The sequence below is a fragment of the Rhodocista pekingensis genome (genome assembly GCF_042665545.1).
Taxonomy (GTDB): domain Bacteria; phylum Pseudomonadota; class Alphaproteobacteria; order Azospirillales; family Azospirillaceae; genus Rhodocista; species Rhodocista pekingensis.
The window spans coordinates 39,043-61,245 of record NZ_JBHTCM010000005.1; the positions used below are offsets into that span (position 1 = coordinate 39,043).

A 22,203-nucleotide genomic window follows, 5' to 3' on the forward strand; every position below is an offset into this window, starting at 1 on the left:
GAGGCGGCAGGCGGCCGGGATGTGAGGGAAACGGGGAAACGCCGGGCCTCGCGGGCCCGGGATCGCTCAGGCAGGCCTTACGGCGGGCCGGAGCGGGTCACATACAGGGTTTGCTGCCGGAATCCGGAGACTGACCTGCGGAGCCCGTCGGTGCGGGCTGGAGATGGAAAGACAGGAAGGCGGGATAAAGCAGACAGGCGGGCGCGACCGGCCCACCGACAACAACATCAACCATCGTAGCCTCCAATTCGCCGCCTTGTTTAAGGGACGGTCGGGGGTACGCGTTGCGTCGTTGCATAACCCCACCGGGCTGACGGCGCCGCCCGTTGCGGGGGCGGGAGTGGGGGCCATAGGCACGTGCGCTGCGACTGCGCGCTATATAGGGCAAGCCCCGGCGGCGCAAAAGGGATTTTTCGGCTACGGCAGCGCAGACGGACCCTGCGCGGAGCGCCGGGTCCGCGGTGCGGACCGGGGTCCAGAATCTGATGCCGGCCTCTCCAGGAAAACCGAAGTCGTCGGCAGCACCGGCAGGGACCCGGAGGGCGGCGGACAGTCAAATCACCGCAGGCCGAAATCACATTTTTGCCACTTTCCCGGTCAAATTAGGACATAGGACGGTGGCTTCATCCTTCGCAGGGGTCGCCACGGTGCGCACGAGACTCCCCGTCTCACGGTCCTTCTCCCGGGGTTTCCTTTCCAGGGGCCCCGATGACGGACACCCCGGCCAGCCTTGCCCCGGCTGGCGGATTTTACGGCCACCGCAGCCAGCCCCCCGCGGTGGCCGTTTCTTTTTTCCGGTCCCCGCAGCCAGCCTGCCGCGGGGACCGTTTTTTTCTGTGCCGGCCCCGGGGGCCTGCTCCCTTCATCCTCGCATCGGATCCCGGTGACGGAATCACAGTCACCAACGCGCCATGCGGGCCGATCATCCGGCCTGCGGCAAAGCGGCGTGGCCTGCGGCCTGCCGGCCGGGTCGTGCCCGGTTCACAGCGCCGGTCGGGCGTGGCATGGTGCGGCCCCGCCGCGCGCCTGTCCGGCGTCCACGCTCCCTGGCCCTCCAATCCCCTCGGCCCCATGCTCTTCGAAGGTCGTGATCTGATCTGCCTGCGCGGCGCCCGCGTCGTCTTCTCCGGCCTGTGCTTCGGGCTGGAGGCCGGCGGCGCCCTGGTGCTCGTGGGGCCCAACGGCAGCGGCAAGTCCAGCCTGCTGCGGCTGCTCTCCGGCCTGTCCAGGCCGTTCGCGGGCACCCTGCTGTGGGACGGCCGGCCGGTCGCCGACGATCCGGACGGGCATCGCGGCCGGGTCCGCTATGTCGGCCATCTGGACGCGGTGAAGCCGGCCCTGACGGCGCAGGAGAACCTCGCCGGCTGGGCCGGGCTGCACGGCGCCGCCGATCCCATGGCGGTGGCCGCGGCCGCGCTGGAGCGCTGGGATCTGGCGCATCTGGCCGAGGTGCCGGGCCGATATCTCTCCGCCGGGCAGAAGCGCCGGGTGAATCTGGCGCGGCTGGCCCTGGCGCCGGCCGCCCTGTGGCTGCTGGACGAACCCTCGACCGCGCTGGACCGCGCCTCCGTGGCCCGGCTGGCGGCGGAGATCGCCCGTCACCGCCGCGACGGCGGCATGGTGGTGCTGTCCACCCACACCGACCTGGACCTGACCGATCCCGTCGTGCTGGACGTCTCGCGCTTCGCCGTGGCGCCCGACGACGCGGAGGAGCCCGCGGCATGAGCATCTTCCTGCGCCTGATCCGCCGCGACCTGCGCCTCGCCCTGCGGCAGGGGGCGGATGCCGCCACCGCGGTGCTGTTCTTCGTGCTCTGTGTCGTGCTGTTCCCCTTCGGCGTCGGGCCGGAGCCGAACATCCTGGCCCGCATCGCCCCGGGCGTGATCCTGGTCGGGGCGCTGCTGGCCTCGCTGCTGTCGCTGGAGCGGCTGTTCCAGGCCGACCACGAGGACGGCTCGCTGGAGCTGCTGGCCCTGTCGCCGCTGCCGCTGGAGGCGGTCGCCCTGGCCAAGGTGGCGGCGCACTGGCTGATCACCGGCGTGCCGCTGATCCTGGCGGCGCCCTTGCTGGCGCTGCTGCTGAACCTGGAGGCCGGGGCCTTCGGCGTGCTGCTGCTGACGCTGGTGCTGGCGACACCGCTGCTCAGCCTGATCGGCGCCGTCGGGGCCGCCCTGACGCTGGGCGCGCGGCGTGGCGGCGTGCTGCTGCCGCTGCTGATCCTGCCGCTCTACATTCCCGTGCTGATCTTCGCCGCGGCGGCGATCGACGCCTCGCTGGCCGGGCTCAGCCCGCGCCCGCACCTGCTGCTGCTGGGCGGTCTGCTGGCCGCGGGCGTGACCCTGGCCCCGTTCGCCTCGGCCGCGGCGCTGCGCACCGCTCTGGATTGAGCAACGCATTCGCAGCAATGCTTCTGGCGCTTTTCTGACGTTACCGACGGTCACCGTGGCTCTTCGCCGCGGTTGAAGTCGGACGCCTGAATGTCCCCGCCGTGAATCATGACTTGTCGCTCGGACCCGGATACCATAAGATTTACCTCGAATTGAGGAGAAATTCGCCTCCAACTGGAGGTTTATTCTCCGCGGTGGGAATAATTCTCCCGCCGTATGAAGAAGTTCATCTAACCCGTTGGATTCATGCGGTTCCGACGGGATCGGGGAGACTGTCCGGGGGGCGCGGTGCTGAGTTCCATCACCCGAAGCGAACGCATCATCATCGTCGAGGACGACCGTGTCCGGTCCGTCGTCATCGGTCCGCAGCAGCGGCTGCGACCTGCTCTTCATCTGGCCGCCGCCGGTGCGGTCTGTGTCGGTCTGCTGGCCGGCTGGCTGCTGACGGTCGTGGAACTGCGCGACACCCGGCGCAGCGTCGCCATGCTGGCGGACACCGGGGATACTCTGGCGGCCCAGCTCGCGGACAGCCGCTCCCGGCTGGCCGTCCTGGGCGGGGAGCTGGACACGGCGCGCGAGGCGCTGGCCGGCGTTCTGGCCGGCGATGCGGAACTCCGGGGGACGCTGGAAACCGTGCTGGCGACGCTGGACACCGCCGCCGCCGACCCCACGGGGAAGGGGCTGCGCCAGGCCCTGACAGCCGCGCGCGCCGGGCTGGAGCCGCTGGCCCTCGGCGCGGGCGAACACCTCGCCGCTGCCGGCCGCTCGTTGGAGCAGGTCGGTCAGGCCAGCCTGGAGGCCGCCACCCGCCGCGCCCAGGCCGCGCTCACCGCGCTGGAGATGGCCGCCGCGGACCGGCTGGGCGCCACGACCGGCGACGGCACGGTCGGCGACGGCGGGCTGATGAGCGTGCTGGCGGAGACGCGGGCGGAGGTCCGCCAGCTCCGCATGGCGGTCGCGGTGGCCGATGCCCGCCGCGACGAGGCCGAGCAGAAGACCGCGGAGACAGAGCGCCGGATGGCCGCCGTGACCGACGGTCAGGTGGCCCTGATCGGCCAGCTCAGCGAACGGGCGGAGCTGCGCATCGGCGAGATCGAGTCGGTGCTGCGCGAGACCGGAATCGACCTGAACGCCGTGCTGGCGGATCTGGAGAGCGACCGTTTCGGTCGCGGCGGTCCGCTGGTGGACATCCCCGAGGCGGCGGCCCTGGCGATGGCCCCGGCGGCCGGTGAGGCCATGAGCCGGCTGGAGGGCCTGCTCGACCGGCAGGCCCGGCTGCGCGCCCTGTTCACCCTGCTGCCGCTCGCCGCCCCGCTGAACGACTTCTATGTTTCCAGCAACTTCGGCAAGCGGCTCGACCCCTTCACCAATGAATGGGCCATGCATACCGGCCTGGATCTGGTGTCCCAGTTCCGGTCCCCCGTCACCGCCACCGCACCGGGAGAGGTCGTCTTCTCCGGCTGGGACAGCGGCGGCTACGGCCGCATGGTGCTGGTGGACCACGGATTCGGGATCAACACCCGCTACGCCCATCTGGACAAGGTGATGGTGAAAGCGGGACAAAGCATCAATCAGGGCGATACTGTCGGCACGCTGGGTAACACCGGCCGGAGCCAGGGCCCGCATCTGCATTACGAGGTGCTCGTGGACGGGCGCCCGGTCAACCCGCTGCGTTTCATGGAGAGAGGGCGGCATGTTTGCGAAGGGTAAGGAAACCGTCGAGCCGGTCGCGCGGCCACCGCAGCGGCGCAGCGGCCCGCCGCCGACGGCGCCCGGGATGCCCTCCATCATCGGGCCGGACATGGTGGTGACCGGCAATCTCGCCACCCCGGGCGAGGTCCATGTGGAAGGTCGGATCGACGGCGACGTCTCCTGCGCGCGCCTCGTCGTCGGGGCCACCGGCGCCGTGCATGGCGCCGTCAGCGCGGAATCGGTCCGCGTCCATGGCCGGGTCGAAGGGTCGATCCGGGCCGAGGAGGTGTTCCTGCTGAGCGGGTCGCACACCATCGGCGACATCGTGCAGGCGTCGCTGGAGATCTCCCCCGGCGCGCTGTTCGAGGGCACGGTCCGCCGCCGCGGCAGCGAAGAGGTGGCCCCGCCCGCGGCGCTGCCCGCCCCCACGCCGCCGGCTCCCGCCCCGGCCGCTCCCGCTCCGGCGCAGCCGGGCCGTCCGGCCGTGATCCATGCGCCCGCCCCGGCCGCTCCCGAGCCCCGTCCGGAGCCGCAGGCGGTCGCGCCGGCTCCGGCCCCGGCCCCGGCCGTTCCCCCCGTCGCCGAAGCTCCGGCCGCCGCCGCCCCGGAGGCGGAGGTTCCGCCGGTCGCCGCCAACGAGCAGGAGGAGCCCGCCGCCCCGGCTTCCGGCGCGCCGCCGGCCGCGGACGGAACGGAGCCGGACTCCCCGCCGACGCCGCCGCGCACCCGGCTCTGGGGCGTCCGCTAGGCTGCTGCTGTCCGGGTCCCGGCCCTGCCGGGACCCGCGGCCCGTGATCTGGGTCAAATCGTGCGGCCGTGCCGGTGCGGCGCCGTGATCGGGTGTGATTCGCCGGCGCCCCATGCTAAATTCCCCGGCCATGCACCGCTACGCCAATCCTGCGCGCTTCCTGCGCATCGCCAGCATCGTCCAGCCCTGGGCGATCGGCCTCACCGTCCTGGCCTTCGCCGTGGGCCTGTGGTTCGCGCTCGTCGCCTCCCCGCCGGACTACCAGCAGGGGGACACGGTCCGGATCATGTACATCCACGTCCCGGCGGCCTGGATGTCCCTGTTCGTCTACAGCTCGATGGCGATCACGGCCTTCGTGGCGCTGGTCTGGCGCCATCCGCTGGCCGAGGTCTATGCCCGGGCCGCGGCCCCCATCGGGGCGGGCTTCACCTTCCTGTGCCTGGTCAGCGGCTCCCTCTGGGGGGAGCCGATGTGGGGCACTTGGTGGGTCTGGGACGCGCGCCTGACCAGCGTGCTGATCCTGTTCTTCCTCTATCTGGGCTTCATGGCGCTGGTGAACGCCTTCGACGATCCCAACCGGGGGGCGAAGGCGGGCAACGTGCTGCTGCTGGTCGGCGCGGTGAACGTGCCGATCATCAAGTTCTCCGTCGAATGGTGGAACACGCTGCACCAGCCGGCCAGCGTCTTCCGGGCCGACGGGCCGACGATCTCGTCGGAGATGCTGTGGCCCCTCTTCATCATGGCCGGGGCCTTCCACGCCTATTTCGTGGTGGTGCTGATCCTGCGCATGCGCGGCGAGCTGACGGCGCGCAAGATCCAGGCGATCCGGCTGACCCAGGCGGCCGCTGCGGCGGAGTGACGCCATGGGGCGGGATCGACGGGCATGGGTCCCGGACGGTCTTCACAACGGCCGTCCGGCGGGCCACATCGGGGCAGCCGGAGCGCCAGCCGACCGGACCGGGTAACCCGGTCCGGTGACCGGCAGAGGGCGACCGGGCAGAGTCGGCAGACAATGACAGCCGGGCGGATGGGATAGGGAGATGAGCGAGTTCTTCTCGATGGGCGGCTATGCCGCCTATGTCTGGGGCAGCTACGGGCTGGCGCTGATCGTGCTGGTCGGCATCCTGGTCGCCAGCATGCGCTACCTGCGCTCCACCGAGACGATGCTGAAGGCGCTGGAGCAGGCGCGGCCGCAACGCCGCCGCGCCCGGGGTGCCGCCGGCGCCCTGCCGCTGACCGCCGGCGAGGCCGCCGGGGAAGGGGGGGCGGCATGACCCGCAAGAAGCGTCGCCTCTACATGCTGGGCCTCGCGCTGCTGGGCCTGGGCACCGCCACGGCGCTGACCCTGTCGGCGTTCGAGGAGAACATCGTCTTCTTCTACAGCCCCTCGGATCTGGTGGCGCAGCCGCCGGGCGACCGCTCGGTGCGGCTGGGCGGTCTGGTCGAGGACGGCAGCGTCGAGAAGCAGGCCGACGGCCTGACCATCACCTTCCGCGTGACCGATACCGCCAACACCGTCCCCGTCACCTACAAGGGCATCGTCCCCGACCTGTTCCGCGAGGGCCAGGGGGTGGTGGCGGAGGGCCGGATGGGTGGCGACGGCGTGTTCGTCGCCCGCGAGGTGCTGGCCCGGCACGACGAGAACTACATGCCGCCGGAGGTCCACGATGCGCTGCAACGTGCCGGCGCGGTCAAGACCGAGGTGCCCGGCCGCTCCATCTACGCTCCGGCGGACTCGGACGACAAGGTCCACGCGACCACCACGCTGAAGCCCTAGCGCCGGGATGCCGCGGGGGCGTGGCTCCCGCCGCGGCCCGGGCAGGGCCGGCCCCCGCAGGACCCCCCCAGGCAGTCAGACCCAGGCAGGCATCCTTGGACTCCCCCGAAGTACACGCGCCGCACGCCGGACACACCGGCCACCGCTGGCTGGACATCGCCATGGCCTGCGCCGCCCTGCTGGTGTCCGGCATCTCGCTCTACGTCGCCGTCCACCATGGCGAGACCATGGAGAAGATGGTCGCGGCCGCCAGTTGGCCGAACCTGGAGGCGAACGTCACCGTCGGCGACCAGGGCGTGCCGGAAACGGCGCGTCTCGGCATCGCCGTCTCCAACACCGGCGTCGGTCCGGCCCGGCTGGAGACGCTGGAGATCTGGCACGACGGCACCCCGCTGTCCGACGCGCGCGCCCTGATCGACGCGCTGGCGACCGCGGGCAAGCCCGCCATCCCCTCGCTGTCCGCCCGGCTGGAGGCCAGGAGCCTCGTCGGCACCGTGATCGGGGCGCGGGAGGACAGCGCCCTGCTCTCGATCACGCCCTCGGACTCCGAAGCCTGGCGGCTGCCGATCATCCGATTCGCGGTCCAGCTCCAGTCCCGACTCTGCTATTGCTCCGTCTTCGACGAATGCTACGTCAGCGACACGCGCGCGAAGCGGGGCCGCCCCGAGCGCGTGGAGCACTGCCCGGAGCCGGCCGTCCCCTACCAGGACGACACCACCGACCTGATCGACGCGATGCCGGCCGCCCCCGGCCCCGTTACGAAGCCCTGAGCGGCGAGAGGAAGCCATGATCCCCGAGATCGGCCATTACGCCCTGGTGCTGGCCCTGCTGCTGGCGACCGTGCAGGCCACGCTGCCCCTGCTGGGGGCGGCCCGCGGCAATGCCGCCTGGATGGAGGTGGGCCGCCCGGCGGCCTACGCCCAGTTCCTGATGGTGACGGTCGCCTTCGCCGCCCTGATGTGGGCCTATGTCGTCTCCGACTTCAGCGTGCAGAACGTGGTGGAGAACAGCCACTCGCTGAAGCCGATGCTCTACAAGGTGAGCGGCGTCTGGGGCAACCATGAGGGCTCGATGGTCCTCTGGGTCCTGATGCTGGCCGCCTTCGGCGCCGCCGTCGCGGCCTTCGGCGGCAACCTGCCGCCGACCTTGAAGGCGCGGGTGCTGGGCGTGCAGGGGCTGGTCGGCGTCGGCTTCCTGCTGTTCACGCTGCTGACCAGCAACCCCTTCCTGCGCCTGGACCCGGCGCCGGCGGACGGGCGCGACCTGAACCCGTTGTTGCAGGACCCCGGCCTCGCCTTCCACCCGCCCTTCCTCTATCTGGGCTATGTCGGCTTCAGCATCGCCTATTCCTTCGCCATCGCCGCCCTGATCGAGGGCCGGGTCGATCCCGCCTGGGGCCGCTGGGTGCGGCCCTGGACCCTGGTCGCCTGGGCCTCGCTGACCCTGGGCATCGCGCTGGGGAGCTGGTGGGCGTATTACGAGCTGGGCTGGGGCGGCTGGTGGTTCTGGGACCCGGTGGAGAACGCCTCCCTGATGCCCTGGCTGGCCGGCACGGCGCTGCTGCACTCCGCCATCGTGGTGGAGAAGCGCGACGCCCTGAAGACCTGGACCATCCTGCTGGCGGTGCTGACCTTCGCGCTCTCGCTGATGGGCACCTTCCTGGTCCGCTCGGGCGTGCTGACCTCGGTCCACGCCTTCGCGGTGGACCCGGAGCGCGGCGTTGCCATCCTGCTGCTGCTGGCGCTGGCCACCGGCGGCGGGCTGCTGCTCTACACGATGCGCGCCGCGTCGCTGAAGGCCGGCGGTCTGTTCGCCCCGATCAGCCGCGAAGGCTCGCTGGTGCTGAACAACCTGCTGCTCTCCACGGCCTGCGCCACGGTGTTCCTGGGCACGCTCTACCCGCTGTTCCTGGACACCGTGGGCGGCTCCAAGATCTCGGTCGGTGCCCCCTTCTTCAACACCACCTTCGTGCCGCTGATGGTGCCGCTGGTCGCCGCCATGGCGGTCGGGCCGATGCTGGCCTGGAAGCGGGCGGACCTGCCCGGCGCGATCGGCCGGCTCTGGGTCGCCGCCGTGCTGGTCGTGGTCTGCGTGCTCTGGGCGCTGTGGGCGCACGGCTTCCGCCCGGTGATGGCGCTGGTCGGCATCGGCATGGCGGCCTGGGCCTTCTTCGGCGCCTTCGCCGAGCTGGCCGAGCGCGTCCGGCTGTTCCGCATCCCGCTGGGCGACAGCCTGTCCCGCGCCGCGGGCCTGCCGCGCAGCGCCTGGGGGGCGGCCATCGCCCATGCCGGCCTGGGCATCTCCATCGCCGGCATGGTCGGCACCAGCGCCTGGATGAGCGAGGATGTCCGCGTCATGCGGCCGGGCGACAGCGCCAGCCTCGCGGGCTACGAGTTCCGCCTGGAGTCGGTGGAGCCGGCGCAGATCGCCAACTACGCCGCCCAGCGCGGCACCGTCACGGTGACGCGCGACGGTCAGGCGGTGGCGACGCTGCATCCCGAGCAGCGCTTCTACCCCGTCGCCAAGATGACGACGACCGAGGCCGCCATCCACACCACCTTCGTCTCCGACATCTATGTCGCCCTGGGCGGCAAGACGGAGGAGGGCGACGGCTGGACCGTGCGGCTCTACTACCACCCGCTGGTGCCCTGGATCTGGTTCGGTGCCGTCGTCATGGTGATCGGCGGGCTGATCAGCCTGTCCGACCGCCGCTACCGCCTGGGCGTGCCGGTCCGCCGCGCCAGCCCCGCCGCCGGCGGCCGTGCCGCCGCCCAGCCTGCCGAGTGAAGACCGCATGTCGCGCCTCCTCATCGCCCTGCCGTTGATCCTGTTCGCCGCCCTGGCGGGGGTCTTCGTCTATCTGCTGGTGCTGAAGCCCGAGATCACGGGCCAGCAGCACGACCCGACCCTGCTGCCCTCCGTGCTGATCGACCGGCCGATGCCGGCGCTGGAGCTACCCCCCCTCCATGAGGGGCAGCCCGGCATCGGTGCGGCCGAGCTGAAGGGCAAGCCGCAGCTCGTGAACATCTTCGCCTCCTGGTGCACGCCCTGCCGGATCGAGCATCCGGTGCTGATGCGCCTGTCCAAGGAGGAGGGGATCGTCGTGCGCGGCATCGCCTACAAGGACAAGCCCGAGGACAGCCGCCGCTTCCTGGAGCAGTTCGGCAACCCCTTCACCACCATCGGCGTCGATCAGGACGGCCGCGCCGGCATCGAGCTGGGCGTGACCGGCGTGCCGGAGACCTTCGTGCTGGACGGCCAGGGCCGCATCCGCTACCGCCACCAGGGCCCGCTGGGGCCGGCGGTGGTGGACAAGGAGATCCTGCCGCTCCTGCGCGAGCTGTCGAAGTAGCGCGGACCGACCGGGCCGGGCAGCCGGCCCCGACAGACGGGAGCGGCTGCGCCGGCCGCCCCCGCGACATCCCACCGGCGGCGGAGTAGACCCCCGTGAAGAAGCTCGCCCCCCTTGCCCTGTCCCTGGCGCTGCTGGCCGGCCCGGCGCTAGCCGTGATGCCGGACGAGAAGCTGAAGGACCCCGCCCTGGAAGCCCGCGCGCGGGAGATCAGCAAGGAACTGCGCTGCGTCGTCTGCCAGAACCAGTCGATCGACGACAGCAACGCGCCCTTGGCCCGCGACCTGCGCATCCTGGTGCGCGAACGGCTGGTGGCCGGCGACAATGACGACCAGGTGCTGAACTACGTCCACGACCGCTACGGCGATTTCGTCCTGCTGCGGCCGCCGGTGCAGCCCTACACCTGGGTGCTCTGGTTCGGCCCGGCGGTCGTGCTGCTGCTGGGCGGCATCGGTGCCGCCCGCTATCTGCGGGGCCGGAGCGGCGACGCCTCCCCCTCGACCGGGCTGACCCCGGCGGAGGAGGCGCGGCTCGCGGCCCTGTTGTCCGAAGAAGATAAGGCCGCCCCCGGCCGGAAGGGTTCCTGATGGGCATGATGGTCTTCTGGCTCGTCGCCGCCGTACTGACGGCGATCGCCGTCGGCATGCTGCTGCGCCCGCTGACGCGGCCGACGCAGGGGCTGGTCGGCAGCGCCGCCGAGCACACCCGCCGCGTCTATGCCGACCAGGTGGCGGAGATCGAGCGCGACCTCGCCCGCGGCGTGCTGACGGCCGATCAGGCCCGGGCCGCCCGGGCCGAGGCCGGACGCCGCCTGCTGGGCGCCGCCGCCGAGGCCGACAAGGCCAAGGCGAAGCCCGCCGTGGCGCAGCCCAGCCCGCGGCTGGCCATGGTGGTGACCCTGCTGCTGCCGGTGGCCGCGCTCGCCATCTACATCCCGCTCGGCCGGCCCGACCTGCCGTCGCAGCCCTTCGCCTCGCGCACCGATCTCGCCGCCAACGAGATCCCCGACAATGTGCTCCAGGCCGCCGAGGAACTGGCCCGGAACCTGGAGCAGAACCCGGACGACCTGCGCGGCTGGGCCCTGCTGGCCTCCACCTACGCCGCCATGGGCCGCAATGCGGAGGCGGCGGAGGCGTATCGCCGTGCCGTCGGGCTGAGCCAGGGCGACGCCGAGCTGACGGCCGCCTTCGGCGAGCAGCTCACCTACGCTGCCGGCGGTGTGGTCAGCGAGGAGGCCCGCCGCGCCTTCGAGGCGGCCGTCGAGAAGAGCCCGAAGGAGCCGCGCGCCCGCTACTTCCTGGCCGTGGCCCGCTTGCAGGCGGGCGACGTGCGCGGCGCCATCGACCGCTGGGGCGAGCTGCTGAAGGACAGCCCGGCGGACGCGCCCTGGGTCGGCGTCGTGATCAGCCAGATCACCCGCGCCGCCGAGCAGATCGGCATCGACCCTGCCACCGTCACGCCGCAGCCGCTGCCCCCCGCCGGTCCCCCGGCCGGCAGCGCCGACGGCAGCGCGGGCGCCGACGGTGCCGCCCCGGCGCTGACGCAGGAACAGATGGACCAGATGCAGGCCCTCTCTCCGGAAGAACAGGAGAAGATGGTCCGCACCATGGTGGACTCGCTGACCACGCGTCTGGAGCAGCAGCCCGACGATGTCGAGGGCTGGCTGCGGCTGGGCCGCGCCCGGCAGGTGCTGGGTGAGCCCGAGGCAGCCCGCGAGGCGCTGCGCCGGGCGACCGGGCTGGCCCCGGACCGCGCCGATGTCTGGCTGGCCTATGCCGGCACCCTGGCGCCGGAGGACAAGGCGGCCCCGTCGCCGGAGTTCCTGGCGGCGCTGGAGCGGGTGCTGGCGATCGAGCCGGACAATCTCCAGGCCCTCTGGCACCGGGGCGAGGCCGCGGCCGGCACCGGCGACACGGCCCGGGCGCGCGCCTCCTGGCAGCGTCTGATCGGGCTGCTGCCGGAGGACGCTCCGGCCCGGGCGGAGATCCAGAAGCGCATCGACGCCCTGCCGGCCCCCTGAGGGGCTTCCCGGCAGTCTCTTCCGGACCGGCCCCCCTCCCCGCCGGGGGCGGGGGGACCGGCCCCCGGCCGGGGGTCAGTCCGCGGCCGGGCGCAGGCCGTAGCGGATCGGCAGCCGCTTCAGCCCGCCGACGAAGCTGCTGGCGACCCAGGCGGGCTCGCCGTCCAGCTCCACCCAGTCCAGCCGGCTGAACAGTTCCTGGTACAGCGCCCGCATCTCCATCTTCGCCAGCAGGTGGCCCAGGCAGAGATGCACGCCGTAGCCGAACCCGACATGCGGGTTGGGGCTGCGGTCCACCTTGAAGCGGAAGGGCTCCTCGAACGCCTCCTCGTCGCGGTTGGCGGAGGGGTAGAGCAGCATCAGGTCGTCGCCGGCCCGGATGCGGCGGCCGCGCAGGTCGTAATCCTCCGTCGCGGTGCGCATGAAGTGGCGCACCGGGGTGACCCAGCGGATCGCCTCGTCCACCGCCAGCGGCATCAGCGACGGGTCGTCGCGCAGCCGGCGGAACTCGTCGGGATGCTGCACCAGGGCGTGCAACCCCCCGGCGGTGGAGCTTGAGGTGGTGTCGTGCCCGGCGGTGGCGACGATGGTGTAGTAGCCCATCGCCTCGATGTCGCCGATCGGTTCCCCGTCGATGCGGGCATTGGCGATGACGCTGGCGAGGTCGTCGCGCGGCTGCCGCCGCCGGTCCTCCGTCAGCGCCCGGAAATACTGGTAGAAGTCCAGCACGACGGCGATCAGGTCGCCGGCCTCGCCCAGGTTGCGCCGGGTCTCCGCGTCGGTGTTGCCGAACAGCTCCTGCGTCAGCTTCAGCATGCGGGGCTCGTCCTCCTCCGGCACGCCCAGCACGTCCATGATGACGCGCAGCGGATACCAGATGGCGACGTCGCGGACGAAGTCGCAGGCACCGCCCAGCGCCAGCATGTGGTCCACGCTCTGCCGCGCCCGCGCCTTCAGCTTCGGCTCGACCAGCCGCTTCAGATTGGCCGGCAGGAACCAGGCGTTGGTCAGGCCCCGCATCACCCGGTGCTCGGGCTCGTCCATGTGGACCAGGGTGCGGACCAGGTGCGGGCTGCCGCCGGTGAAGGCGCGCACCGCCTCCACCACCTCCTCCAGCGCCAGGATGGCACGCGGCGCGTTCAGGAAGCGGCCGTGCTGGCGCTCGATCTCCACCACGTCGGCCCGTCTGGTCACGGCCCAGAAGGGCCTGTAGCCCTCCGGCTCCATCCAGCGCACCGGGTCGTAGGCGCGCATCCAGGCGAAGGTGGCGTGCAGCCTCGCCTCGTCGGCATAGAGGTCGGGCGTGGTGACGTCGATTCCCCCCGGCGGCTCCCCCGGCGGCGGTGGGACCGTGGCGGCGCTCTGCATGGGCTTCTCCCCTGGCGTGTCCATCCCCCGTGGCCGCGCCGGTCTTCCCCGGTCCCGGCCGGGTGGTCCCGCAGGGGGCGCTTCTGTCGCCGGCGCCCCTGCCGCGGCGGTGCGGCCGCCACCGGCAAGCAGACCCCAGCTTCCCCGCCCCGGCAAGCGCCGCTCTGCGGTCAACCGCAGCGCGGGTGGCCCCCGATCATCGGAACATCTCGCATCGACTTTGTGCCCGACTGTCGGCGGTCCAGGACTTGAAAATGTCCCGCCGCTTCGCCCCCGCCAGCGACGCGCCGGACGGCCATCTGGCCTCCTGGGAGAAAGTGTTCGCGGAATTCCCCCTGAAGCCCGGCGCCATGCAGGTGCCGTACGGACATCGGCGCCGCCGGGCGTTCGCGGCGCGGGACCGGACACAGGGCCCGGTCTCCGCGCCGTCGGCGGTCACGCCGCCCGCACCTTCGCCAGGAAGGCGGTCACGACATCACGCAGCCGGGTGGACTCGTCCGCGAGCTGGCCGGAGACCTTCAGCACCTGGGACGAGGATTCCCGGGCCTCGCTTGCGGCCTGTCGCACGCCGTCGATGTTGGAGGTGACCTGCTGGGTGCCGTTGGCCGCCTGCTGGACGTTGCGGGCGATCTCCAGCGTCGCGGAATTCTGCTGCTCCACGGCCGCCGCGATGGTGGTCGAGATCTCGTCGATCTGCCCGATGATGCTGCCGACACCCTTGATGACCGTGGTGGTCTCGCTGGTCACGCGCTGCATGTCGCTGACCTGAGCGGCGATCTCCTCCGTGGCCTTGGCCGTCTGGGTGGCGAGGTTCTTCACCTCGCCGGCGACGACCGCGAAGCCCTTGCCGGCTTCGCCCGCCCGCGCCGCCTCGATCGTGGCGTTCAGCGCCAGCAGGTTCGTCTGGGCGGCGATCGACTGGATGAGCTGGACCACGGTGCCGATCTTCATGGCGGCGTCGTTCAGGCCCAGGACCTGCCCGTTGGCCTGCTGCGCGGCCTCCACGGCGGTGCGGGCGATCTCGGCGGAGCGGTTGACCTGCTGGCCGATCTCGCGGATCGAGCCCGACAGTTCCTCCGTCGCCGCCGCGACCGTCTGCACGTTCACGTTGGCTTCCTCCGACGCCGCCGCGACGATGGTCGCCTGCTGGCTGGTCTGGGTCGCGGTGTTCGTCATGCTCTGGGCGGTGCCGCCCATGCTCCGCGCGGCGCCGTCCACGCCTTCCACCACGCTCATCACGCGGGATTCCAGATCGTCGGCAAGCTGGAGCATGGCCGCCCGCCGTTCCGATTCGGCCCGCTTCTGGTCCTCCGCCCGCTGGGCGTTCCGGCGCACGAGATCGGCCTGCATCGTGCGCAGCGAGTCCGCCAGCACCCCGACCTCGTCCACCTGCCGCACCTCCAGCGCCTGATCGAAGCGGCCGGCGGCGATGCCTTCGGCGAAGGCGACGCAGGCGCGGATCGGCCGGGCGACACCGCCGGCCATCACCCACATGCCGCCCACCGCGGCGACCGCGACCAGCAGGGCGATCCCGGCCTGCCAGAGCACGCTGGAGCCGGCCCGCTCGTCCAGCGCCGCGCCCAGGGTGACGCTGTCCGCCAGCACCACGTCCTGAGGCACCTGGATCAGCACCGCCCAGGGCTTGCCGGTCTGACCGAGCTGGATGGGGGCGAAGGTCCGCATCATCCGGGCGTCGCTGTCCGTCTCGACCTTCGGCTGGCCGGAGCGCACGATGGCAAGATCCTGTTCCCAGTCGCGGGTGATCGTCGAGATCGACTGACCGATCAGGTCGGGCTTGGCGCTGTGCGCCACGATCAGGCCCATGTTCGACACGATCACCACTTCGTTGCGGCCGTCGAAGATCGACTTGCTGACCTGGGTCGCCAGCTTCTGCACGAAGTCCAGGTTGAAGTCCGCCCCGGCGACGCCCTGAAACCGGCCCCCCACCATGATCGGCACGGACAGGGTGGCGAGGAAGACCTGCTGGCCCTGCACGATGTAGGGCAGGGGATCGAGCACGCTCTCCTTGCCGTTCTCCTTCGGGCCGATGTACCAGCCGCCCTTCATCACCCCGTTGGGGTGCAGGTCGCGGCTGTCATATTCTACCAGCGGCTGCATGGCGATGTGGCCGCGCTGGTCGCGGTTCCAGTAGGGGATGAACCGCCCGGTGGCGTCGGTGCCGGTGTCCGCCCTGTTGCGGAAGGCCGCGTCGCGGCCGTCCAGCGCGTCGGGCTCCCAGGCGGTGTAGGTGCCGTTGAACAGCTCATTGTTCTTCAGCACGTTCAGCAGAAGCCCGTTCAGCGCCTCGCGGCGCTGCTCGACCGGGACGGCGCCGGGGTTCTGTGGATCGACCATCGTGGCGAAGGCGTGCGCCATGGTGCGGGCGGCATTCAGCGCCGTCTCGAATTCGGAGCGGATCAGCCCGGCCTGCGTGGAGGCCATGTTCTGGATGCTCTGTTCCGTCTTCTTCTCAAGCATGCTCGACACGGTCTGTCCGACGAAGGCGTTCGTCGTGTTGGTCGAGACGATGCCGAAGCCCACCAGCACCGCGATGGTGCCGGCGACGCACAGGCCCGCCAGCGAGGCGATCTTGATTTGCAGCGATCTGATCTTCATGTCCGTCCGCCCCGATGCAGAGACAGGGATGCGAAGGACAGGGAAAGGCTCCCCGCTTCCGGCACGCATCCCGTGCTGTGCGCACCAGACCTGCCGTAATCAAGGCAAGGCCACGCACCGCATGAAGACTGGATCGAAGACAGTTAAAATCCAGTTGAATGTAAGGGTATATCCAGAGGGTCAGGGGCAGCCGGGACCGCGTGGGCCAGGACCGCGTGAGAATGCCTGCGCCCCGGATCTGGACACCGCGCCGGCAGAGCCGACGCCCGGACATGTCGTGGACGGCGGGCAGGGGCGCCGCTCAGCGGAGACAGGTATCTGTGAACGCCGACGGCCGATCCGCGGAACGCGCCTCTGTGCCGTGGTCCGGACGGCTGACCGGCCAGGCTGGCCTGTCAGGGCCGGGCGGTCGTCCCGCCGCATCGCAGCGGGTCTGGATGCGTTTTATCCCGGTTCATCTCTGAAGCATCCTGCTCATCGCGTAGCAACCACCAGAAGGATCCTGTCGGCCTGCCAGTAATGGCAATCTTCAGGTGGGGTGAGATCCTTGATGACCTCAACCGATACACGGCGGAACCACTTCATCAGACTCCGCTGGTGCCCGCGTCCGATGCTGTCAATTTCATTGGAGTAGTAGGTGAAAACTCCCCCCGACCGGAGATGCTCTGAGGCAGTCTGAAAAAAATGTGCGGCGTAAGTGACATCATTGACATAGTGAGAAAACTGCTCGCCCTCGGTCAAGGGGTAGGCATCAAACAGTATTGCGTCGTACTCGCCGAAATTGCATCTGGTGTCCTGCCACGTTCCTGGAATGATGCTTATGTTCCGGTTCGGATAATTTTCGCGCCAGGATTCTGCTCTGCGCAACACATCAGGATGGCACTCCACGATCGTGTGAGATCGCACCCCGTATTCCTGTAGAAATGTTGCTGAAATTCCCATCCCGAATCCGATTTCAAGCACATCTCCCCGCTGCCGCCCCGCTTCTCTGGCCATTGCCTCCATGTAAGGCCTTTCCCAGCTTTGCATAACCTGTTGGCCGCTGATCACCAACGCAGTGGGATCGACCTGCTCGCAATCTTCGATCAAGGAAGTGGCGATGGGGGGGCGGTGGCTTCCTGGGACGAAGCTGCGCATCAGGCGATCTGCATGAAGCAGATCGTCCCGCACTTCTTTCAGATACCGGCGGGCTATCCACTCGCCCAGCCCGCGGTCGGGAACAGAAAGAATCTCAGGAGCCAGTTCAGCTTTGATGAGAATGTTCTCGTCGCCCACTTCGATCGGTGGCGATCCCGTCCCAGGAGACAACAAACCGACCGGCATTTTCTGTTTACTCCGTTAAGGGTTCAAGAACTATGATCAATTCGGATGTTTCATCGGATTTTTACGGAAATCACGATTTCTTTTCCATCGAATGCAAAGGCGGCCGACTCAAAATCCGGAGGGCCGTAATATCCAATCGCATCCCGGCTGAAACCTGTCGGCTCAAGGGGGGCTCCCCACTGATCCTGTTCCATTTTTCCATCGCCATTCGTGTCGTGCAGTACCTGGACAGCGTATGTTCCGCTTGGCAGGTCTTCAAAACGGAAGACATGATCGGAAACCGAATCAACGCGCTGCCCCTGGTTCGCATCACAGGTCGGCTTCAGGAACGTCGCGGCGCTGCAGATGCCGACATACAGCATGCCTGCCGGGTGCCTGATGCCGGTTACCCGGACGACAACGGCTGCGGGCTCCTGCACGGCCTCTTCCGCGCCGACAGGTCCTGCCGGGAAGATCAGCGCACCGGCAGTCAGTACACCGATGATGCGGTGGCGTGCGGAATCCATGACGTCCTCCTGAACGGAACTCAGGGCTGGGGGAGCCAGCGGAATGTCAGGGCTGCAAGACTCAGCCCGATCACGGTCAGGGCAAGAAACCACCCCGCGCTGGTTGCCAGTTCCCACGATGTCAACCCGACAGTCACGGCATCGCGCATGGCCACGACAAGCCAATAAACCGGATTGAACTCCGCCAGAGCGGCCACCGCATCCGGTAACTGCGCGATGGGAATAAAAAGATCGGAAAGGAACATGATCGGAAGATTGATAAGATTTATGACCGCGGCTGCCACACTGGACTTTGTCGTCATTCCCGCCAGAAACAGTCCCGCTGCCAGAAATGCGGAAGACCCGGTCAGCAGAAGAACGCCTGTAGTCAGCCAGCCCTGAAGCCCGATCGCAGGTATGTCTGCATACAAGGCAAAACCGCCCACGATGAACAACAGCCCGAAAACGGTCAGGATCACCAGGCGGCAGACGGCGAACCCCGCCAGAAACGCACTCCTGCGCAGGGGCAGGATGCTGATCATCTTGACTCCGCCGGCAGCGCGTAATTCTATCAGAGGTGCGGTGAAACCGAACAGTGCGGTTGAGACAACGGTCAGAACGGCAAGCCCGACAATGAAATATACGGCGCTGGAATCGCTGTTCTGGGGTCCTTCCTGACCGTTCCGGATATCATACTGTAGGCGGACAATCTCAGGCGCTTGTGAGTGGACGCGGTTTATTCTCTCAACGGTCTCTCCGACCAGCGCGATCATCGCCCCGCTGCTTGCATCTGGTGGGCCGTCAAGGCTCACCCTGATGCTGCTGACCCGGTCTGTGTCCAAGGCGAAGTCGGCCGGGATGTCGATCCGCACGCGGCCCCGCGGTGTCTGTTCGTCGGGACGCACATGCCTGAACGCCACCTCCACCCCTTCGATCCGGGAGACGCGCTGCTCAAGCGCGGTGACGACAGCAGCCCCCGCCCCCGTCCCGTCCGCAATATCGATGACGACACGAGGCGATCCTGCTCCGAACAAGGACATCAGCAGCACAAGCAATGCGATCGGATACAGGAATGTCCAGAACAGCGCCGTTCTGTCGCGTAGATAGGCAGCAGTTTCAATGTAGGCGATTTGGATCAGGCATCTCAGCCAATCCACGATTTCCGAGTGTCCGGAAAACGAATTCTGATGCTTCAGATCGGCCCGGCGGTCTGCGGGAGATGGCTGTGGATTCATCGAAGACTCCAGATCATCGCTCATCTGCGGAGGCGCTGTCAGCCGATACCAGGGCAAGAAGATCAGCGGCGGTGGACGGGCGGATGCTCAGGCTGACGGCTTTCCGGCTGACGGTTTCCGATGTCAGCGCCTCCCGGAGTTCCCTGCCCCCTGACACGATCAGCGTCTGGCCGCGTTGCACCAGACTCCGGGCCAGGGGGCCGATCGCGCTCCGGACAGAGGCGATGTCAGCATCATCCGACAGTTCCAGCTGGCCGACCACGTCTCCGATCAGATCCATCAGCAGGGCGTGAAGACTGCTGTCCCGTTCGATCCGCCCCTTTGCCAGCCAGATGATCCGATCCGACAGCGCAAGATCGGCCGGGGAGTGGCTTGCCATGATGACAATGCCGCCGCGCTGACGGACATTCAGAAGTATCTGATGGAATTCTTTCTCGCGCGCACTGTCCAGACCCGAAGCAGGCTCGTCCAGGAAAACGACTTGCGGCAGATGAGCCAGAGCAACCGCCAGGTCGACACGGCGTCGCTCCCCTGTCGAAAGCCTGCGATAGGAGCGCTGCCAGATCGCGCCGATCCCCAGCGCATCCAGTATCGCTGCGTTCTGGGTATGATACACCACCCGGTGGACCGACAGGATCTCCCGGACCAGCATGGCGGGATTCCAGGTCGCCCCCTGGATCTGGGCGCCCAGCAGACGCCGTACCGGATGATGCGGGGCCGCTTTGCCCAGGTCGATGCCGGCGATCCTGCAACAGCCGCCGGTAACCGGACGAAGCCCCAGGATCGCGTCAAGAAGAGTGCTCTTGCCAGAACCGTTGCACCCTATGATGGCAGTGATGGTTCCCGGCTCAAACGAAAGCGAAGGCACATCGAGACGAAAGCCCTCTCGCCCCGTGACGGAGAGCCGCTCGACGGTGACTGTCAGGGGTGTCATCGACGTCGGGAGAGCGCTCATGAGATCTCCAGGGGAGATGCCAGCCTTTCCGCCGTTCCGGCCAGGATCGCCGCAACATCCGGCCAGGGAGCCACGGCTGCGGCCCGGGTCAGCAGGTTTGCCGCCCGTCCCCGGCTGCCGCCATACTCGACAGGGGTCTGTAGCTCCAGCTTTGCAACGGCCACCAGGACATCGCAGCTTCGGGGGAACTGGTCCAACGCCGCTTCGGCAATGGCACGAGCGCGGGCGAAACAGTCACGAAGCGCCAGATAGGACGTGGATGTCTGCGCTTTTGCCCCTTCCCAGGCCAGGCAGAGGGCGAAGATCACGGGGTCATGGGGAAGCCGGCGCCGCAGCCCGTCCAGGACCGCTTCCAGCGGAAAGCGGGCAGCCTCTTCCGCCTGGTCCGGAACAGTCCGGGCGAGAAGGGCAAGCATCACGGCATGGACTGCCGCGTCGTCATCATCTGGATTTGCCAGCACATACTCTCGCCAGGGCCCCATTTCGGCTGCAAGACCATCCGTCTGGCCGAGCAGAAATGATGTTCTGATCCTGTGGAACTGTAGGGGGGATGGTCGGATTTTTGTGCCGTGCCGCCCTGTTGTCGCTACCGACGCCAATAGCCCGGATAATTCGTGGAGCGGAATGCCGAGCGAATTCGCGATCAAGGGGCGCGCATCCTCTACCTTCGCCTCCCGAACAGAGGATATCATCTGTAGAAACGCCGAAGTGCCCATCCGCTCAAGCAACCGTCCGGCCAACAATCCGGCCAGAGCGTGGCTGCCCGGCATTCCTTCAAAACAGGGGCGATCGCGCCATCTGTGGGCAAGCAGGCTGTCCAGAGATGGAGCCTCCGCTGCTGACCGCGACAACTCTGCGCAGGCTGCATCGTGGCTGCCGGTAGCTACCAGATACTCGACATATGTTGCAAATCCTTCATCGAGCGCCCTGTGGTCAGACAAGGCGAAGGCATGCGCCAGTTCATGGGCGACCGTTCCAGGGTCGGACAGATCCTGTGGTGAAAATTCGATCAGGGAAATGCCAGCAACTTCTTGTATGATTCGCGCAGGTTTTCCGTCTTGGCCAATATTGACAATGATAAAAGGGGATTTCCTGTCTAGAAATTTTGCTATACGGGAGAGGGTGTCTACCAGGATTTCATTGCCCCTCTCCGACAGAGGGCCGATGACATGAAGATTTGCAGCCAATGAATGCAGATGGCGATCACCAGAGACGACATCTGCCAGGGTATCGAAAAGGACCCGTCCCCGTAAGACTGGCGCAAGGCCGGACAGCAGTTTTCTGGCCTCGCTCGCATCGTTGTTCGCGGCTTTCAGAAAAGCCTGCACCGTCTCCACGAGGTGATCTTGCAGGGACTGGCGATCATTCATGCTCGGGACTCCGGCCGATGAACAAGCAGGCGGAAACGGTTTCAGTAACGCCGTCCAGGTTCAGCATGCTGTTTACTTCGTCGTCAAAGTAACCGCCCCAATGCAGGTTGGCTAAGCCGGCGGCAGTGGCCGCCAGTGAAAGACCGAAAGGAACCATGCCGACTTCCATCATCGCCAGCCGGTAGCCTCTGTAGCCGTACTTCACAACGGTCCGCTCCGGCAGAATGGAGACAAAGACGATCATTCCGATCCCGCCGGTATGACCGTTGTGGTCTCCCAGCGTACCGGCCAGATGTGAAAGCGGCGGCAGCGGCGCCAGAACACTCAGCGCATGCTCGTTAGCGCCATAATGGGCAAGGCAGGCGGGCAGACCCGTCACATTTGTCAGCGCGACATAAATTTCCGTTGGATACAGCCCGCCGCCAGACGGGTAGGGGCGGAAACGCAGTTCCAGGTCCGGTGCCAGACTTGATTGTGCACGGCGTGTGACGCGACAGGACGAGAGAACGGCCGAAACCTCTTCTGCCGTCAGCGGGCGGCCATCGAAAAGGCGGGTCGAGCGCCGATCCGAAAGCACCTGATCGAAAGCAGCCGTGAGTCGCGGAGGGGGCGGCAGGACAACCTTCTCCGCTCCGGCGTAGGTTTTGAAATTGGCAGCCGTTTCTCGCAGCGCACGGGGATCATTAAGGTATCCGCCGATGCGGCGCCCCATTTTCCTGATCGAAGAACGGCGGAGTTTGGTCAATTCATGGAAAATTTCAATCTCAGTAAGCTCCGGAGCTTCCCAGCCGATCTTGCGGATGTGCGCTTCCAGTTCACATAAAGAGCCTGATTCATCTGAATTCCTGCTGATCGCCACCGTTTTTCCTTTCTGG

Annotated in this window: 20 protein-coding genes; 12 read left to right on the forward strand and 8 right to left on the reverse strand. The window is 68.3% G+C overall.

Features of this window, described 5'->3' with window-relative positions; genetic code table 11:
• Nucleotides 1-1,071: 1,071 nt before the first annotated feature.
• The 12 genes from ccmA (at nt 1,072) to ccmI (ending at nt 11,976) form a co-directional block, all read left to right on the forward strand.
• Complete coding sequence (gene ccmA, locus ACFQPS_RS04210; RefSeq protein WP_377356713.1) at nt 1,072-1,725, forward strand: heme ABC exporter ATP-binding protein CcmA; 654 nt, start codon at nt 1,072-1,074, stop codon at nt 1,723-1,725.
• Nucleotides 1,722-2,387 (forward strand): heme exporter protein CcmB, encoded by a 666-nt coding sequence (gene ccmB / locus ACFQPS_RS04215; protein WP_377356715.1) that lies wholly within the window; start codon nt 1,722-1,724, stop codon nt 2,385-2,387. Before ccmA ends, ccmB begins: the two co-directional genes overlap by 4 nt.
• Before the next feature lie 288 nt (nt 2,388-2,675).
• Nucleotides 2,676-4,097: a peptidoglycan DD-metalloendopeptidase family protein gene (locus tag ACFQPS_RS04220; RefSeq protein ID WP_377356716.1), complete on the forward strand. Its 1,422-nt coding sequence runs from the start codon at nt 2,676-2,678 to the stop codon at nt 4,095-4,097.
• On the forward strand, nt 4,081-4,827 hold the full coding sequence (locus ACFQPS_RS04225; protein WP_377356718.1) for a bactofilin family protein: 747 nt from the start codon (nt 4,081-4,083) through the stop codon (nt 4,825-4,827). Before ACFQPS_RS04220 ends, ACFQPS_RS04225 begins: the two co-directional genes overlap by 17 nt.
• Before the next feature lie 130 nt (nt 4,828-4,957).
• On the forward strand, nt 4,958-5,686 hold the full coding sequence (locus tag ACFQPS_RS04230; RefSeq protein WP_377356928.1) for a heme ABC transporter permease: 729 nt from the start codon (nt 4,958-4,960) through the stop codon (nt 5,684-5,686).
• A gap of 181 nt (nt 5,687-5,867) precedes the next feature.
• Nucleotides 5,868-6,101 carry a heme exporter protein CcmD gene (gene ccmD, locus ACFQPS_RS04235; RefSeq protein ID WP_377356719.1) on the forward strand — a complete coding sequence of 78 codons (234 nt, stop codon included), beginning with the start codon at nt 5,868-5,870 and terminating at the stop codon, nt 6,099-6,101.
• Nucleotides 6,098-6,604 (forward strand): cytochrome c maturation protein CcmE, encoded by a 507-nt coding sequence (gene ccmE, locus ACFQPS_RS04240; RefSeq protein WP_377356720.1) that lies wholly within the window; start codon nt 6,098-6,100, stop codon nt 6,602-6,604. The genes ccmD and ccmE overlap by 4 nt, the downstream gene beginning before the upstream one ends.
• A 95-nt stretch (nt 6,605-6,699) precedes the next feature.
• Nucleotides 6,700-7,374 carry a hypothetical protein gene (locus ACFQPS_RS04245; RefSeq protein ID WP_377356722.1) on the forward strand — a complete coding sequence of 225 codons (675 nt, stop codon included), beginning with the start codon at nt 6,700-6,702 and terminating at the stop codon, nt 7,372-7,374.
• Nucleotides 7,375-7,390: 16 nt separating this feature from the next.
• Nucleotides 7,391-9,391 carry a heme lyase CcmF/NrfE family subunit gene (locus ACFQPS_RS04250; RefSeq protein WP_377356724.1) on the forward strand — a complete coding sequence of 667 codons (2,001 nt, stop codon included), beginning with the start codon at nt 7,391-7,393 and terminating at the stop codon, nt 9,389-9,391.
• 7 nt (nt 9,392-9,398) lie between these two features.
• A complete protein-coding gene (locus ACFQPS_RS04255) occupies nt 9,399-9,956 on the forward strand; it encodes a DsbE family thiol:disulfide interchange protein (protein ID WP_377356726.1) in 558 nt (185 codons plus the stop codon).
• Between the two features lie 95 nt (nt 9,957-10,051).
• The gene (locus ACFQPS_RS04260; RefSeq protein ID WP_377356727.1) at nt 10,052-10,543 is read left to right on the forward strand and encodes a cytochrome c-type biogenesis protein; all 492 of its coding nucleotides are present in this window, start codon (nt 10,052-10,054) and stop codon (nt 10,541-10,543) included.
• A complete protein-coding gene (gene ccmI / locus ACFQPS_RS04265; protein ID WP_377356729.1) occupies nt 10,543-11,976 on the forward strand; it encodes a c-type cytochrome biogenesis protein CcmI in 1,434 nt (477 codons plus the stop codon). Before ACFQPS_RS04260 ends, ccmI begins: the two co-directional genes overlap by 1 nt.
• A 75-nt stretch (nt 11,977-12,051) precedes the next feature.
• On the opposite strand, the gene ACFQPS_RS04270 is transcribed toward ccmI, so the two are convergent.
• The 8 genes from ACFQPS_RS04270 to ACFQPS_RS04305 all read right to left on the reverse strand — a co-directional run bounded on the left by ACFQPS_RS04270 (nt 12,052) and on the right by ACFQPS_RS04305 (nt 22,187).
• Nucleotides 12,052-13,344 (reverse strand): cytochrome P450, encoded by a 1,293-nt coding sequence (locus ACFQPS_RS04270; RefSeq protein WP_377356731.1) that lies wholly within the window; start codon nt 13,342-13,344, stop codon nt 12,052-12,054.
• Nucleotides 13,345-13,779: 435 nt separating this feature from the next.
• Nucleotides 13,780-15,960, reverse strand: a complete 2,181-nt coding sequence (locus ACFQPS_RS04275; protein WP_377356732.1) for a methyl-accepting chemotaxis protein — start codon at nt 15,958-15,960, stop codon at nt 13,780-13,782.
• A 474-nt stretch (nt 15,961-16,434) separates the two neighbouring features.
• Nucleotides 16,435-17,283, reverse strand: a complete 849-nt coding sequence (locus tag ACFQPS_RS04280; protein WP_377356734.1) for a class I SAM-dependent methyltransferase — start codon at nt 17,281-17,283, stop codon at nt 16,435-16,437.
• A 50-nt stretch (nt 17,284-17,333) separates the two neighbouring features.
• A complete protein-coding gene (locus tag ACFQPS_RS04285) occupies nt 17,334-17,789 on the reverse strand; it encodes a DUF2141 domain-containing protein (protein WP_377356736.1) in 456 nt (151 codons plus the stop codon).
• 20 nt (nt 17,790-17,809) lie between these two features.
• On the reverse strand, nt 17,810-19,027 hold the full coding sequence (locus ACFQPS_RS04290) for an ABC transporter permease (RefSeq protein ID WP_377356737.1): 1,218 nt from the start codon (nt 19,025-19,027) through the stop codon (nt 17,810-17,812).
• The gene (locus ACFQPS_RS04295) at nt 19,017-19,958 is read right to left on the reverse strand and encodes an ATP-binding cassette domain-containing protein (protein ID WP_377356739.1); all 942 of its coding nucleotides are present in this window, start codon (nt 19,956-19,958) and stop codon (nt 19,017-19,019) included. Before ACFQPS_RS04295 ends, ACFQPS_RS04290 begins: the two co-directional genes overlap by 11 nt.
• Nucleotides 19,955-21,328: a PNPOx family protein gene (locus tag ACFQPS_RS04300; RefSeq protein WP_377356741.1), complete on the reverse strand. Its 1,374-nt coding sequence runs from the start codon at nt 21,326-21,328 to the stop codon at nt 19,955-19,957. Before ACFQPS_RS04300 ends, ACFQPS_RS04295 begins: the two co-directional genes overlap by 4 nt.
• The gene (locus ACFQPS_RS04305; protein WP_377356743.1) at nt 21,321-22,187 is read right to left on the reverse strand and encodes a SagB/ThcOx family dehydrogenase; all 867 of its coding nucleotides are present in this window, start codon (nt 22,185-22,187) and stop codon (nt 21,321-21,323) included. The genes ACFQPS_RS04300 and ACFQPS_RS04305 overlap by 8 nt, the downstream gene beginning before the upstream one ends.
• Nucleotides 22,188-22,203: the final 16 nt, after the last annotated feature.

Bases quoted from the DNA above. Each gene is read 5' to 3' on its own strand.
- ccmA (WP_377356713.1), top strand. From the start codon at position 1,072: ATGCTCTTCGAAGGTCGTGATCTGATCTGCCTGCGCGGCGCCCGCGTC.
- ccmB (WP_377356715.1), top strand. From the start codon at position 1,722: ATGAGCATCTTCCTGCGCCTGATCCGCCGCGACCTGCGCCTCGCCCTG.
- ACFQPS_RS04225 (WP_377356718.1), top strand. From the start codon at position 4,081: ATGTTTGCGAAGGGTAAGGAAACCGTCGAGCCGGTCGCGCGGCCACCG.
- ACFQPS_RS04230 (WP_377356928.1), top strand. From the start codon at position 4,958: ATGCACCGCTACGCCAATCCTGCGCGCTTCCTGCGCATCGCCAGCATC.
- ccmD (WP_377356719.1), top strand. From the start codon at position 5,868: ATGAGCGAGTTCTTCTCGATGGGCGGCTATGCCGCCTATGTCTGGGGC.
- ccmE (WP_377356720.1), top strand. From the start codon at position 6,098: ATGACCCGCAAGAAGCGTCGCCTCTACATGCTGGGCCTCGCGCTGCTG.
- ACFQPS_RS04250 (WP_377356724.1), top strand. From the start codon at position 7,391: ATGATCCCCGAGATCGGCCATTACGCCCTGGTGCTGGCCCTGCTGCTG.
- ACFQPS_RS04255 (WP_377356726.1), top strand. From the start codon at position 9,399: ATGTCGCGCCTCCTCATCGCCCTGCCGTTGATCCTGTTCGCCGCCCTG.
- ccmI (WP_377356729.1), top strand. From the start codon at position 10,543: ATGGGCATGATGGTCTTCTGGCTCGTCGCCGCCGTACTGACGGCGATC.
- ACFQPS_RS04270 (WP_377356731.1), bottom strand. From the start codon at position 13,344: ATGCAGAGCGCCGCCACGGTCCCACCGCCGCCGGGGGAGCCGCCGGGG.
- ACFQPS_RS04275 (WP_377356732.1), bottom strand. From the start codon at position 15,960: ATGAAGATCAGATCGCTGCAAATCAAGATCGCCTCGCTGGCGGGCCTG.
- ACFQPS_RS04280 (WP_377356734.1), bottom strand. From the start codon at position 17,283: ATGCCGGTCGGTTTGTTGTCTCCTGGGACGGGATCGCCACCGATCGAA.
- ACFQPS_RS04285 (WP_377356736.1), bottom strand. From the start codon at position 17,789: ATGGATTCCGCACGCCACCGCATCATCGGTGTACTGACTGCCGGTGCG.
- ACFQPS_RS04290 (WP_377356737.1), bottom strand. From the start codon at position 19,027: ATGAGCGATGATCTGGAGTCTTCGATGAATCCACAGCCATCTCCCGCA.
- ACFQPS_RS04295 (WP_377356739.1), bottom strand. From the start codon at position 19,958: ATGAGCGCTCTCCCGACGTCGATGACACCCCTGACAGTCACCGTCGAG.
- ACFQPS_RS04300 (WP_377356741.1), bottom strand. From the start codon at position 21,328: ATGAATGATCGCCAGTCCCTGCAAGATCACCTCGTGGAGACGGTGCAG.